The following is a 13658-nucleotide window of genomic DNA, read 5'->3' as shown; positions in this document are numbered from 1 at the left end:
TCCTTGGTCTTTCGTCCTTCATCTACAGCGAGCGGGCAAATGCCGCCAGCTCGTCGGCCAGCCACTCAGGGCGCTGAAGCTGCACATCGTGAATGGTGTCGTGCGCCCAAACGACGCGAGCATGCGGGATGCTCGCCGCCGCTGCTTCGACTGAGCGGCGTTTGCGCTCGAGCCACTCGGCGGCAGCCGGGTCGGCGGGCGGCATCTCGGCCGGGATGATCAGCGTTGGGCAGGCGACGCGCGCGAAAAGCTGGCTTGGCCGCTGTTCCCACATGCCCTGCACGATCTTCAGGTGGTTCTCGAAGGTCAGGTGCGGCGCGATGCGATCGTCGGCGTCGGTAGCGAAATTCCCCATGATCGCGGCCTCGACCGCCGGGTTGAGCGCGCCATTGGCCCAGCGGGTGCGCAGCATCTCAAGAAATTGAGCGCGTGGCGTGCCAGCCAGGCGCGGCGGTGCCAGCCGCTCCAGCGCTTCTGCCAGCGGCATAACCGACGCCAGCTCGCTGGTTCCGCCATCCAGCAGCACAATGCCGGCCGGCACGTTCGGGTGGTCGGCGGCAAGCTGCAGCGCCACATTCGCGCCCCACGAGTGCCCGACCACCAGCGGGCGCTGCCAGCCCAGCGCGGCAATTGCGCCCGCCAGATCGGCGGCGATTGTGCCAAGATCGTAGCCGCCCTCGGTTTTGCTCGACAACCCGTGTCCGCGCTGGTCGATTGCGGCGGTGCGGAAGTTGGGCGCGAGCAGCGGCGCAAGCAGATCCCAGATCCGCGCATTCGAGGCCAGGCCGTGCACCAGCAGGATCGGCGGCGCGCTGTCTGGCCCGCCCCAGTCGCGCAGGTGCAAGCGCAGGTCGCCGACCACCAGAAATGTCTCGGTTGCTTCCATCACAGCACATCGCTTTCATCAGAGGAAAATCGTCCGACCCGCAGCGGCGCCTCATCAGCGCATGCCCGCGCGTTTCTGCCTGCCGTATAGTACCATCGAGAGCGGGTGGCGTCATCTTTCGCGGTTCGCGCCGGGCCAAAGTTCAGTGGTGGTATACTCCGCTCACCGAGCGGGCGGCCTTTGCCCGCATCTGGAAGCGGAGCGCAAAGCATGACATCCACCACTGACCCGACCTATACGAACCCGGTGTATCGCGCCACCTTCGCCGACCCGTTTGTGCTGAAGCACTGCGGCGTCTACTGGGCCTACGCCACTGGCGTCTGGTCGGACGGGCGGGTGTTTGGCATTCTTTCATCGCACGATCTGGTGCACTGGCAGGAACATGCCGGCGCGATGACACCGCTGCCGGGCGACTGGCCATGCTACTGGGCGCCCGAAGTTACCGAGCGGAACGGCCGTTTCTACCTGTACTACAGCGCCGGAAACGAAACGCGCATGCACATCCGCGTCGCTGTGGCCGAGTCGCCGGCTGGCCCATTCGTGGACAGCGGGCACGTCCTCACCCACGATCCCTTCGCCATCGACGCGCACGTGTTTCGCGACGACGACGGGCGCGAATACCTCTTCTACGCCACCGATTTTCTGGAGCATTCGTGCATCGGCACCGGCACCGCAGTGGACGAACTGCTCGACCCGTTTACGCTGGCGGGCCGCCCAACGCCCGTCACACGGGCGCGCTTCGACTGGCAGATCTACGACCCGCAGCGCGCCGAGAAGGGCGGCGTGCGCTGGCACACCATCGAGGGTTCGTTCACGCTGAAGCGGAAAGGCGTGTACTACCAGCTTTTCAGCGGTGGCAACTGGCAGAACCCAAGCTACGGCGTGAGCTATGGCACCAGTCGCGAGGTTCAGCCCGACGGCGAGTGGCAGCAGGTGGCAGATGGCGCATCCGTGCTGCCGATCCTGCGCAGCGCCGGCAACGTGATTGGGCCGGGCCATAACTCGGCAGTGCGCGGGCCAGATAATCGCGCGCTGTATTGTGTGTATCACCGCTGGGCGGGCGACGGCTCTGGCCGGCAGATGGCGATTGACCGGCTGGATTGGGCCGGCGAGCGGCTGCTGGTGTGGGGGCCGAGCGATAGCCCGCAGCCCGCGCCGAACCTGCCCACCATCGCCGATTCCTTCCGCGCCGGTCAGCCCGCCGCCGAGTGGAGTTTCGAGGGTGGAGAATGGCAGCGCGCCAATGACGAATTGCGCCAAACCGACACGCAGGCGCACGGGCGGGCGCAGCTCGCGCTCGAAAAACCGCATGTGCTGGTGGAAGTAAACATGCGCCTGAGCGACAGGGCAGCGCAGGCCGGCATCAGCATCGGCGGTGCGGCGGGCGAATTGTTGCGTTGCATGCTGGTGCCCGAGCGCGGCGCGCTGGAAATCGGCCTGCGCGACGGCGGCGAGTGGCGGGTGCAGCCGCTCGCCCTGCCGCCCAGCTTCGACGCCACAGCGACCCACCTGCTGCGCGTTGAGCTGAATGGTGCGCTGGCGCGGGCGAGCCTGGGCGACGTGCCGGGCGCGTGGAATGGCGTGCTTGCCGGGCCAGCCCAGACACTCGTGCTCAGCGCGGGCGGGCTGGCCGCCTTTGCCAGTTTCGCGCTCACCGAAGGCTGGGACGACCAGTTCGACACGGCGGCGACGCTCGCGGAAACGGGCTGGGCGGGTGATTTCAGCGGCTGGCAGATCGTGGATGGCGTGCTGTGCGGGCAGAGCCAGCGCGCAGGCGAGTACCTGACCAAAGGGCCGCTGCCGCCCGACTGTGCGGTCGAATCCAGCCTGCGCATCGAGGCAGAAAGCGCAGCAGGAACGGTCACTTGGGCGCTGCTTGGCGACCGCCCGCAAGACACGATCTCCCTGTCGCTTGGCATGGGCGATGCCGGGTGGGAGTTGCGCTGGCAGACCCACGACGCCCACGGCAGCTGGCCGCTTCCCGCTGGCACCGATCTCAATGCTGCACGGCACGTCGCGTTTCATATGCAGGGCGGGCAGCTGGTTGCGCGCTGGGAAGGCCAGGTTGTTGGCGCGCTGCCAACCGAGGCGCGGCCGACGCTGCTGGGCATCGGCGCGCACGGCGCACGCGCCTGCTTCGACATGATCCGCGCCGTGCGGCTGAGCGCCTAGCACAGCGCAAAGCGCGAAAAATTGAGCCACAGAGTTCACAGAGAGCACAGAGTCTGAAAGCCAAACTCGGTGACCTCGGTGTCCTCTGTGGCTTAATGGTTCCCTGCTTCTGAAATTGCCTCTTGACATGTGACCATATGGTCACGTATAATACAGCAATGGAAGATGAAGCCGTGTTTCGCGCCCTGGCCGACCCGAGTCGCCGCCACCTGCTCGACCTGCTGTTCGAGCGCGATGGCCGCACGCTGAGCGAGCTGGAGCTTGAGCTGCCAATGACGCGCTTTGGCGTGATGAAGCACCTGCATGTGCTCGAAGAGGCCGCGCTCATCACCACGCGCAAAGTAGGCCGCGAAAAACTGCACTACCTCAACCCCGTGCCGATTCAGCTCATTTCCGACCGCTGGATCAGCAAATACGCGGCCGCGCGCGCTAGCACCCTGGCCGATCTCAAAACCGTGCTTGAAGGAGAAGAACGGATGGATACCGCTTCAAAACCCAGGCTTGTCTACCAAATCATCATCAACGCCCCGCAGGAACGCGTGTGGGACGCAATTACCAAGCCCGAGTTCACCAGCCGCTACTATTATGGCAGCGCGCTCAAAAGCGACCTCGCCGTCGGTTCGCCATTTACCTACCACATGCCCAACGGCGCGCCAGTGGTCGAAGGCGAAGTTGTGGCATCCGAGCCGCCAACGCGCCTGGTACACACTTACCACTCGCTGTGGCCGCCGATGAATGAAGACGCGCCCACCAGAGTCACGTGGGAGCTGCAAGCGCTGCCCGGTGGCGTCACGAAAGTCACGGTGCTGCACGAAGACTTCCAGGCCGAAACCGCCACCTACAAGGGCATGCAGAGCGGTGGCTGGCCGTGGATTCTGAGCAACATGAAGACCCTGCTGGAAACCGGCGAGCCAATGCCGCAGGGCTATTAGCAGAAGGAGCTTCCCATGAGCCCAACCAAAAAGAGCGCGCAAAGCTTCACCGCCGAAGAGCGCGCTGCAATGAAAGAGCGCGCCAAAGAGCTGAAAGCCGAAGAGCGCGCAACTAAAGATCGGGCCGAGGGCGAAGACGAGGTGCTGGCGAAAATTGCCGAGATGCCCGAACCCGAACGCACAATGGCCACGCGGCTCCATGAACTCATCAAAGCCAGCGCGCCCGTGCTGATGCCGAAAACCTGGTATGGCATGCCCGCCTATGCCTTGGATGGCAAGATCGTCTGCTTTTTCCAGAGCGCGCAGAAGTTCAACTCGCGCTACGCCACCTTTGGCTTTAGCGACACCGCGAAGATCGACCAGGGCAATATGTGGCCGACATCATTCGCGCTGATGCAACTCACCCCCACCGAAGAAGAAACAATTCGCGCGCTTGTGAAACAAGCCGTGAGCTAAACTTCGCTCGTATCACGTATTTTCCGCATTGGCAATATTTCGTGGCGGCTGCACGCGTGGCTGCCTGTATTAAGTGCGCCCAACGCTGGCGCGCAATCGAGCGGGCGAGCGATCTCCCGCAATGAGGAGGCGTCTCATGAACCAGGGTATTAAAGTTGTCGTCTACCCCGTCGCCGATCTTGCCAAGGCCAAAGAAACATTCAAAACATTTCTGGGCGTCGAGCCCTATGCCGATTCGCCCTACTATGTTGGCTTCAAGGTGGGCGACATGGATATTGGCCTGGACCCAAACGGCCACAAGGCCGGCATGACCGCCTACTATGCCGTCGACAATATCAGGGAGAACCTGCAAACGCTGCTGGATTCCGGCGCGGAGCTGGTGCAGGATGTGCGCGATATTGGCGGCGGCGGCCTGATCGCCTCGGTGCGCGACGCGGCGGGCAATATCATTGGGCTGCGCCAGTTCGCTTAAAATCTGGCAACATCCTTTCGTTGACTCGTGTATGCGAATTTCCGCGCGTAGCGCGGAAATTCGCATACACAAAGAATCGTTTCTACCATGCTGCCGCAGGCGAAAAGCACAGCACCGGCTACCCGCTGAGAGATGCAAAATAGCGTCACTGCGTAAATTGTGAAATAAAAAGCGCGAAGGAGGAAACCCAATGAGCTGGAACGCCCTTGAAACAGCCGAGCCCGAGCTGGCAGCCTTTGGCGCGGCACGCTTTACCAGCGGTGTCGCCTACCTTGCGACAATCCGCAGCGATGGCGGGCCGCGCGTGCACCCGGTGACGCCGATCATCGGGGAAGGGCGCCTGTTCCTGTTTATGGAGCCAAGCTCGCCCAAAGGCCACGACCTCCAGCGCGATGGGCGCTACGCCATGCATTGCGCGGTGGCGGATTCGGGCGGCGGCGCTGGCGAGTTTTTCGTTTCCGGCCGCGCGCGTCTGCTGAACGACCCGCAGCTGCGCCAGGCTGCGGCAAGCGCCGCAAGCTACGCGCCGGCCGAGCGCTACGTTCTGTTCGAGCTGGATCTTGAGCAGGCCAGCTCAACGATCTACCAGGGCGACAACACGGTTCGCCGGCGCTGGCGCATCAACAGTCAGTAAGCGAAGAAAGCTCACACTATAGCGGTTTGCAGAACACTTGATCACTCATTATTCTGGAAAATACGTTCTTTCATACAACGGACAAGCTTCCAGGAAGCTCATCTGGTTATCAGGTTGAAGCAAAACTGGCTTCAGCTTCCTGGAAGCTGAGTACAGGGAAATGTATTTTCCAGAGTACTGAGTACTTTGGAAAATACGTTATTTCATACAACGGGCAAGCTTCCAGGAAGCTTATCTGGTTATCAGGTTGAAGCAAAACTGGCTTCAGCTTCCTGGAAGCTGAGTACAGGGAAATGTATTTTCCAGAGTACTGAGTACTTTGGAACATACGTTATTTCATACAACGGGCAAGCTTCCAGGAAGCTTATCTGGTTATCAGGTTGAAGCAAAACTGGCTTGAGCTTCCTGGAAGCTGAGTACAGGGAAATGTATTTTCCAGAGTACTGAGTACTTTGGAACATACGTTATTTCATACAACGGGCAAGCTTCCAGGAAGCTTATCTGGTTATCAGGTTGAAGCAAAACTGGCTTGAGCTTCCTGGAAGCTGAGTACAGGGAAATGTATTTTCCAGAGTACTGAGGCATAAAGAAAAGAACAGATTATTTAGGCCGCAGCGCGCACAAATCTGCAACATGAAACAAGGGGCTGGCAGACGAACTGCCAGCCCTCGTGGTGTTGGTTCGGGCGATCTACGCGGCTTCTTCCTGAGGTTCGGCTTCTGCCTGCGGCCAGGCGCGGCTCCACTGCTGCACCGCCTCGATCACCGGGGCGAGCGCCGCGCCCTTGCGCGTGAGCCGGTACTCAATCCGCACCGGCATCTCGGCATACACGCGCCGTTCGATCATGCCTTCGCTTTCCAGTTCCTTCAGCCGCTCGGAAAGCATGCGGTCGCTTACACCGCCCAGCTGCTCGGCAATCGCGCCGAAGCGCTGCGGGCCATCCAGCAGGACCATAATGACCAAACCCGTCCAGCGCTTGCCGATCAGCTCGATGGCGTGCTGATACTGCTGGCACCCTTGTTCGCTGTGCTCCATTTCTGGCCTCATTGCTCGGTTTATCTGCGCACATGCTATCAAAAAAGAAGCGGCTTGACAATAGGAAGTTTGATGGATATACTTTCGCTTACATTTAGTAAGCAGATTATTTGATACAATCTGCTAATTGAAAGGAATGAGATCCATGTCGATCGATCTTGCGCTTCTGATCTTGCGGGTTCTGGTGGGGCTGGTGGTAGCGGCGCATGGTGCGCAGAAGCTGTTTGGCTGGGGCGGCGGGCCAGGCATGAAAGGCTTCACTGGCATGATGGGCGCGATGGGCTTGCAGCCCGCCTGGCTGTGGGGCATGCTGGGTGGCCTGGGCGAATTTGGCGGCGGGCTGCTGCTGGCGGCTGGTTTGCTCAACCCGCTTGGCCCGCTGGCGGTGATTGGCGCAATGGCGATGGCAATCGTGCTGGTGCACTGGTCAAAGGGCTTCTGGGGGCAGAAGGGCGGCTACGAATTCCCGCTGGTGCTGCTCGTCGCGGCGGCCATTCTGGGCCTGACCGGGCCGGGCGCCTACTCGCTGGATGCGCTGCTGGGCCTGGCCCTGCCCGCCGCGCTGCTGTTCTGGCCGGGCGTGGTCGGCGTGGCACTTGTGGTAGCATATGGCGTGTCGCTGGCGCGGCGACAGGCGGCGCTGGCACACTAATGCGCTGCGGCGCGGGTATAGGGTATAGGGCATAGGGATTGGTTCTCGGTTCTCGGTAGTAGGGTGGCACGTTTGAAAGTGGCAGGTTTGCGGCTTACAGACACAATACAGACCCAATCCCAAGACCCCAAACCCTAAACCCTTATACGTTCTCGGTTCTGTAGTTTGGGCGTATAGCAATACGCCCTTCTCGGTACAATAGCAATACGCCAGGGCCAACGCATTATGAATGAAGCATAAAACGACGTTTTGTCTGTCAAACGCTTTCAGTATGGGCGAAACAAAGCAATGTGGTTCTTTATGCTGTTTTTCGTGCACTCGTGCATCAGAGTGAGCAACTCGCCATCGCGTTTCTGATGCTATAATCACCTCTCTGAATGGTTTCCAGCAGCAGGAGGTGTGTGGTGGAATTACCGACGTCGCTTTCTCGCCATTTTGGCGATCTGCCCGACCCGCGTATCGACCGCTGTAAACACCACAAACTGATCGACATCATCTCGATTGCCATTTGCGCGGTTTTGAGCAGTGCTGATGGCTGGACCGACATCGAAGCCTATGGCCACGCCAAACACGCCTTGCTGGAGCAGTTTCTCGAGTTGCCCGCTGGCATTCCGTCGCACGACACCTTCGCCCGTGTCTTTGCGCGTCTTAATCCCACCGCGTTCCAATCCGCCTTTCTCGCCTGGGTCGACACCATTCGTGCCAAACTGCCCGGCGATGTGATTGCGATTGACGGCAAAACCGAACGTCGTACCCACGACCGTGCGATCGACCTGTCGCCACTGCATATCGTCAGCGCGTTCTCGGCGGCCAATCACCTGGTTCTCGGTCAGGTTCGCGTGAACAGCAAATCGAATGAGATCACCGCCATCCCGCTGCTGCTCTCGCTGCTCGACATCAACGATTGCATCGTGACGATTGATGCGATGGGCTGCCAGGTGGCGATTGCCGAACAGATTGTGGCGCAGGGTGGTGACTATGTGCTGGCGTGTAAAGACAACCAGCCGCAACTGGCGCGCGACATTGCACGCATCTTTGCCGAGCCGATTGAAGAGGAACACCTGGATCGATGCATCATCACAATGGAAGGTCACGGACGGAGCGAACGGCGCGAATATCGCAGCTGTGACCAAGTGGAGAGCATCGTCGACCGCGCGCGCTGGTCGCAGTTGCGCTCGGTTGTAAGGGTGCATTCGACGCGCACGTGTGATGGTGTGACGAGCGAGGAGACACATTCGTACATATCAAGTTTGCCGCTGGGAGCCGAGCGGGTTGCAGACGCCATTCGGCAGCATTGGGGGATCGAAAACCGGCTGCATTGGGTGCTGGATGTGGTGTTTGCCGCCGATGACAGCCGCGCGCGAATTGGTCACTCAGCGCATAATCTGGCAATTATTCGGCACTTGGTGTTGAACCTGCTGCGCGAGGAAACGACGTTGAAGGCGAGTGTACGTCAGAAGCGGCTGCGTGCGACTTGGGACGATGCCTATGCGATGAAAGTGCTTCAGGTTGAGCCACGTCTGTAGAACATTTGTAATGCGTTGGCCCTGAGCAATACGCCCTTCTCGGTACAATAGCAATACGCCCTTCTCGGTACAATAGCAATACGCCCTTCTCGGTACAATAGCAATATGCCCTTCTGGGTACAAAGGAACATCCATGGGCGATTATGGCCATGAACTGTGGTTTGGCGCGTTTCTGACGCCGGATGCCCGCCAGGCTGATCAGATCATCACCATGGCGCGGCTGGCCGACCAGCTTGAGCTTGACCTGATCGGCGTGCAGGATCATCCCTACCAGCCGCGCTTTCTCGACACCTGGACGCTGCTTTCGGCGCTGGCGGCGCAGACCGAGCGCATTCGCCTCGTGCCGGATGTGATCAACCTGCCGCTGCGCCCGCCGGCCGTGCTGGCCCGCGCGGTGGCGAGCCTGGATGTCCTGAGCGGCGGTCGCGTCGAGCTGGGGTTAGGTGCGGGCGCATTTGCCGACGCAGTGGCGGGCATGGGTGGGCCGGCTCGCAGCCCAGCCGAGTCGATCGACGCGCTGGCCGAGGCGATTTATGTGATTCGGGCGCTGTGGGCACCCGGCCCGCCCGTGCAGTTTGCCGGGCAGCACTACCAGCTGCGTGGCGCGCAGCCCGGCCCGTTTCCGCCGCACCCGGTTGGGATCTGGCTGGGCGCGTACAAGCCGCGCATGCTGCGCCTCACCGGCGAGCTGGCCGACGGCTGGATTCCGTCCTCGCCCTATGCGCCGCCCGAGCAGCTGCCTGAGATGTCGCGCGCGATTGACGCGGCGGCGCAGGCGGCCGGGCGCGACCCGGCGTCGATCCGGCGCGTGTATAACGTCAACGGGCGCTTTGGGGCGGCTGAGCGCGGCTTTCTGCAAGGCCCGCCGCGCCTGTGGGCCGGGCAGCTTGCCGAGCTGGCGCTCCAGCAGGGCATGAGCGTGTTCATCACCGCGCCGGGCGCGGATGCCGCAAACGATTTGCAGCGCTTTGCCGAAGAGGTTGCGCCAGTAGTGCGCGAGCTGGTGTCGCAGGCGCGTGCCGGCGGCGTTGCCGCGCCGTCGCCAGCGGCAGCGGGGAGCTATTTGCAGCCCGAGCCAGAAGTTACGGCGTCGCCACGCCGCAGCAGCACAGCGCCCATCTCAACGGCGTGGGACGAAAGCATGCGCCCACGCCTGCCACAAAGCACTGCGCCGGTCAGTGCGAATGGGCGGCAAAGCCAGGAAATGCTTATTCAGGTACACGAACACTTGCGGCAAGAGCTGACGCAGATCCGCGACGCGGCCGAGCAAGTTGCTACACAGCAGATGGAGCCAGCCGCCGCGCGCTCGCTGATCTACCAGCTTACGCTGCGCCAGAACTTCTGGACACTTGGCTCGTTCTGCGCGCAATACTGCCGGGTGGTCAGCATCCACCACACGATCGAGGACGAGCGCGTGTTCCCGAGCCTGGGGCGCAGGGACGGCGCGCTTGGCCCGGTGCTGGAACGGCTGAGCTGGGAGCACGAGATCATTGCCGAGCAGCTTGAACGTTTCGACCAGGCGCTGGTGGTGATGATGGACGAGCCGGGCAAGGTTGTGGATGTGCGGCGCGTGGCCGGCGACCTCAACACGATGCTGCTTTCGCACCTTGCCTACGAGGAAGATGAGCTGCTTGGCCCGATCGGGCGGCTGAATATCGCGCTCTAGCGCCTACAGGCAATCTTAAGGTTTGCGCCGCCGTGCTTTAGGTGGCGTTTAGCTCCTTCCACTACCATACGCCCTGGGCAATGCCGCCCGTGCCGCCACCGCAATGTTCCGTTGTGATGGGTGCTGGCACGGGCGGCATTGTATGTAAAAGGAGCACTATGAACGATCATCCACCCGCGCTCGCCACAGCGGCGCCCGCGCAGCGGCGCATTCCCCGCGCCACCTACCGGCTGCAGTTCAACCCCGGCTTCACCTTTGCCAACGCACAGGCGCAGATCGCCTACCTCGACGCGCTTGGCATCAGCGATTGCTACGCCTCGCCTATCTTTCAATCGGCCAGCGGCAGCACCCACGGCTACGATATTTGCGACCACAGCCGAATACGCGACGCGCTGGGCGGCGAGGCTGGTTTCGATGCCTTTACAGCCGCGCTTCAGGCCAGGGGCATGGGCCTGATCCTCGACATCGTGCCGAACCACATGGGCATTGGCGATTCGTGCAACCCCTGGTGGGCGGATGTGCTGGAAAATGGCCCCGGATCGACCTATGCCGCCTACTTCGATATCGACTGGCAGCCAGTGCGCCCCGAGCTTGAAAACAAAGTGCTGCTGCCACTGCTCGAAGACCAGTATGGCAATGTGCTCGAAGCCGGCAAGCTGCGCCTGGCCTACGAAGATGGCGCATTCACCATTTTCTACTACGCCACGCGCCTGCCGGTTGCGCCGCGCACCTACCGCCACATGCTGCGCCCCCTGCTCAATCTGCTCGAACAGCAGCTTGGCGGCGAGCACGCATTTGTGCACGAGCTGCAAAGCATCCTGACCGCCATTCACTACCTGCCGCCGCGCCTGGCGCTGCCGCCCGGCAAACGCGCCGAGCGCAACCGCGAAAAAGAAATCATCAAACGACGGCTGGCCGCGCTGGTGACGAGTGCGCCGGCCGTGCAAGCCGCGCTCGACGCCACGTTGCGCGCTTTCAACGGCGATGTGCGCGACCCCGCCAGCTTCGATCTGCTCGACAATCTGCTGGAAGAGCAAGCCTACCGCCCGGCCTACTGGCGCGTCGCCGCCGAGGAGATCAACTACCGGCGCTTTTTCGACATCAACGAGCTGGCCGCCATTCGCGTCGAGCAGCCCGAGGTTTTTCAGGCGACGCATGCGCTGGCACTGCGCCTGCTGGCCGAAGGCAAGGCCACCGGCCTGCGGATCGACCATCCCGATGGCCTGTGGGACCCGCCGCGCTACTTCCGCCAGCTGCAGGCAAGCTACGCCGAGCTTGTGGCAGCCCGTGCTGACGCCGGCTGGGGGCATGCTGGGCGCGCCGCGCAGCCCGAGCGGCGACTCTACGTGGTGGCCGAAAAAATCCTCGCCAGCGGCGAAACGCTGCCGCGCGCCTGGGAGATTAATGGCACCACCGGCTACGATTTCCTGAATGCCATGAACGGCCTGTTTGTGCAGCGGGACAATGCGGCAGTGTTCCAAACAACCTACAGCCATTTCATTGGCGACACCACAAACATCGGCCAGCTCGCCAACTCGGCCAAAAAGATGATCATGCTGGTATCGCTGGCGAGCGAGATCAACGAGCTGAGCCACCAGCTTGAGCGTATTGCCGAGTGCAACCGCCGCTACCGCGATTTCACGCTGGGCAGCTTAACTTTCGCCATTCGCGAAGTGATCGCGTGCCTGCCGATCTACCGCACGTACATGACCGGGCCGGAATCGGTGACGCCACGCGACCAGGCCGCGATCGAGGCGGCGGTGGGCGAGGCCAAGAAGCGCAACCCGCGCACCGCCGAGGCGATTTTCGACTTTCTGCGCGACACGCTCCTGTTCCGCAATGTCGAGCGTTTTGCCGCCGACGATCGCGCGCGCCTGACCGATTTTGTGATGAAGTTTCAGCAGCTCAGCGGGCCAGTGATGGCGAAGGGCGTGGAAGACACGGTGTTCTACCGCTACAACCGGCTGGTTTCGCTGAACGAAGTTGGTGGCCACCCCGAGCATTTTGGCACGGCGCTGGCCGATTTTTACACGCAAAACGCCGAGCGGCAGGCGCGCTGGCCGCACGCTATGCTTGCCAGCTCCACCCACGACACCAAGCGCAGCGAGGATGTGCGTGCGCGCATCAATGTGCTTTCCGAGCTGCCGGCGGCCTGGCTGGCCGGGCTGGCGCGCTGGGCCGAGTGCAATGCCGGCAAGAAAACCCTGGTTGATGGCGAGCTGGCACCCGATGCGAACGATGAGTATTTGCTGTACCAGACACTGCTGGGCGTGTGGCCCTTCGAGCTGCTGGCCGAAGCCGACGCAACGCAGCCGCCAGCCGAGCTGATTGAGCGCATCGCGGCGTATATGCTCAAGGCCACCAAAGAAGCGAAGGTACATACCAGCTGGGTCAACCCAAACGCGGCCTACGACGCTGCCGTGCGGAAGTTCGTGTACGCGGTGCTGGAAGAAACTGGCAGCAGCCCGTTCTGGGAGCTGATGCTGCCGCTGCTGCGCCAGGTCGCATTCTACGGGCAGTTCAATGCGCTGTCGCAGGTGCTGCTGAAGCTGACCGCGCCGGGCGTGCCCGACATTTATCAGGGCAACGAGCTATGGGATTTCAGCCTGGTCGACCCCGACAACCGCCGCCCAGTAGATTATGCGCAACGGCGCGAGCTGCTGGCCGGCCTGAAGGAACAGATCGCGCAGGCTGGAAGCAACCGCGTGCCGCTCGCGCAGGAACTGTTGCGCACCAGCCACGACGGTCGCATCAAGCTCTACCTGACCGAGCGCACGCTCAACCTGCGCCGCGAGCAGCCCGAGCTTTTTGCGCACGGCAGCTACCAGCCGCTGGAAGCGCGTGGCGCGCGGCACGAGCATGTATGTGCCTTTGCCCGCCAGTATGCGTCGGCGGCGGTGCTGGCAGTTGCGCCGCGCTGGTTTGCCAGCCTCGGCGGCGAGCAGCTGCGGCTTCCGCTGGGCGCGGCTGCCTGGGGCGACACCTGGCTGGCGCTGCCCGCCGAGCAGGCTGGCTGGCGCTATGAGCACGTTTTGACGGGGGAAATTTTCACGGTTGGCTGGCGCGACGGGCAGGCCAGCTTGCTGCTGGCGGCGCTGTGCCGCAATTCCCCGCTGGCGCTGCTGACGCGCCTGGAAGGGTAGGCGTGATCTGCCGAAGTCGATTTTATTTCACCACGAAGGCACGAAGGTACGAAGGCAGTGGAAAGCAAGCTTTGCACTTTCTCC

The 13658-nt window shown here is 62.2% G+C and carries 11 protein-coding genes; 9 read left to right on the top strand and 2 right to left on the bottom strand.

Translation table 11 applies throughout. The features are described 5' to 3' along the window. Positions 1–22: 22 nt before the first annotated feature. Positions 23–886: an alpha/beta fold hydrolase gene (locus M1P90_RS07695; RefSeq protein WP_483704622.1), complete on the bottom strand. Its 864-nt coding sequence runs from the start codon at positions 884–886 to the stop codon at positions 23–25. A 210-nt stretch (positions 887–1096) separates the two neighbouring features. On the opposite strand from M1P90_RS07695, the gene M1P90_RS07690 reads away from it, so the two are divergent. From M1P90_RS07690 to M1P90_RS07670, 5 genes are all read left to right on the top strand, one after another. Next, positions 1097–3058 carry a glycoside hydrolase family 43 protein gene (locus M1P90_RS07690; protein ID WP_483702025.1) on the top strand — a complete coding sequence of 654 codons (1962 nt, stop codon included), beginning with the start codon at positions 1097–1099 and terminating at the stop codon, positions 3056–3058. Between the two features lie 137 nt (positions 3059–3195). Beyond that, positions 3196–3990, top strand: coding sequence for an ArsR/SmtB family transcription factor (locus tag M1P90_RS07685; protein ID WP_483702024.1), 795 nt, complete (start codon positions 3196–3198; stop codon positions 3988–3990). A gap of 15 nt (positions 3991–4005) precedes the next feature. Continuing rightward, the gene (locus tag M1P90_RS07680; protein WP_483702023.1) at positions 4006–4446 is read left to right on the top strand and encodes an iron chaperone; all 441 of its coding nucleotides are present in this window, start codon (positions 4006–4008) and stop codon (positions 4444–4446) included. 136 nt (positions 4447–4582) lie between these two features. Beyond that, the gene (locus M1P90_RS07675; RefSeq protein WP_483702022.1) at positions 4583–4918 is read left to right on the top strand and encodes a VOC family protein; all 336 of its coding nucleotides are present in this window, start codon (positions 4583–4585) and stop codon (positions 4916–4918) included. 190 nt (positions 4919–5108) lie between these two features. Then, positions 5109–5552: a pyridoxamine 5'-phosphate oxidase family protein gene (locus M1P90_RS07670; RefSeq protein ID WP_483702020.1), complete on the top strand. Its 444-nt coding sequence runs from the start codon at positions 5109–5111 to the stop codon at positions 5550–5552. Between the two features lie 690 nt (positions 5553–6242). Here the strand turns inward: M1P90_RS07670 and M1P90_RS07665 are convergent. Next, complete coding sequence (locus M1P90_RS07665) at positions 6243–6587, bottom strand: winged helix-turn-helix transcriptional regulator (RefSeq protein ID WP_483702019.1); 345 nt, start codon at positions 6585–6587, stop codon at positions 6243–6245. Between the two features lie 145 nt (positions 6588–6732). Here M1P90_RS07665 and M1P90_RS07660 point away from each other — a divergent pair, with 145 nt between their 5' ends. The 4 genes from M1P90_RS07660 to treY all read left to right on the top strand — a co-directional run bounded on the left by M1P90_RS07660 (position 6733) and on the right by treY (position 13574). Then, positions 6733–7239 (top strand): DoxX family protein, encoded by a 507-nt coding sequence (locus M1P90_RS07660; protein ID WP_483702018.1) that lies wholly within the window; start codon positions 6733–6735, stop codon positions 7237–7239. Positions 7240–7643: 404 nt separating this feature from the next. Then, entirely contained in the window at positions 7644–8765 is a 1122-nt protein-coding gene (locus M1P90_RS07655) for an ISAs1 family transposase (RefSeq protein ID WP_483696769.1), read from the top strand. A 133-nt stretch (positions 8766–8898) separates the two neighbouring features. Next, positions 8899–10431 (top strand): LLM class flavin-dependent oxidoreductase, encoded by a 1533-nt coding sequence (locus M1P90_RS07650; protein WP_483702017.1) that lies wholly within the window; start codon positions 8899–8901, stop codon positions 10429–10431. A gap of 158 nt (positions 10432–10589) precedes the next feature. Next, positions 10590–13574 (top strand): malto-oligosyltrehalose synthase, encoded by a 2985-nt coding sequence (gene treY, locus M1P90_RS07645; RefSeq protein ID WP_483702016.1) that lies wholly within the window; start codon positions 10590–10592, stop codon positions 13572–13574. Positions 13575–13658 lie beyond the last annotated feature (84 nt).

The organism is Kouleothrix sp. 19917, from assembly GCF_057073505.1.
Note: the sequence above shows the minus strand (reverse complement) of the source record. Positions and strands in the feature narration are given on the sequence as shown.

Bases quoted from the DNA above. Each gene is read 5' to 3' on its own strand.
- M1P90_RS07675 (WP_483702022.1), top strand. From the start codon at position 4,583: ATGAACCAGGGTATTAAAGTTGTCGTCTACCCCGTCGCCGATCTTGCC.
- M1P90_RS07685 (WP_483702024.1), top strand. From the start codon at position 3,196: ATGGTCACGTATAATACAGCAATGGAAGATGAAGCCGTGTTTCGCGCC.
- M1P90_RS07670 (WP_483702020.1), top strand. From the start codon at position 5,109: ATGAGCTGGAACGCCCTTGAAACAGCCGAGCCCGAGCTGGCAGCCTTT.
- treY (WP_483702016.1), top strand. From the start codon at position 10,590: ATGAACGATCATCCACCCGCGCTCGCCACAGCGGCGCCCGCGCAGCGG.
- M1P90_RS07660 (WP_483702018.1), top strand. From the start codon at position 6,733: ATGTCGATCGATCTTGCGCTTCTGATCTTGCGGGTTCTGGTGGGGCTG.
- M1P90_RS07650 (WP_483702017.1), top strand. From the start codon at position 8,899: ATGGGCGATTATGGCCATGAACTGTGGTTTGGCGCGTTTCTGACGCCG.
- M1P90_RS07665 (WP_483702019.1), bottom strand. From the start codon at position 6,587: ATGGAGCACAGCGAACAAGGGTGCCAGCAGTATCAGCACGCCATCGAG.
- M1P90_RS07695 (WP_483704622.1), bottom strand. From the start codon at position 886: ATGGAAGCAACCGAGACATTTCTGGTGGTCGGCGACCTGCGCTTGCAC.
- M1P90_RS07690 (WP_483702025.1), top strand. From the start codon at position 1,097: ATGACATCCACCACTGACCCGACCTATACGAACCCGGTGTATCGCGCC.
- M1P90_RS07680 (WP_483702023.1), top strand. From the start codon at position 4,006: ATGAGCCCAACCAAAAAGAGCGCGCAAAGCTTCACCGCCGAAGAGCGC.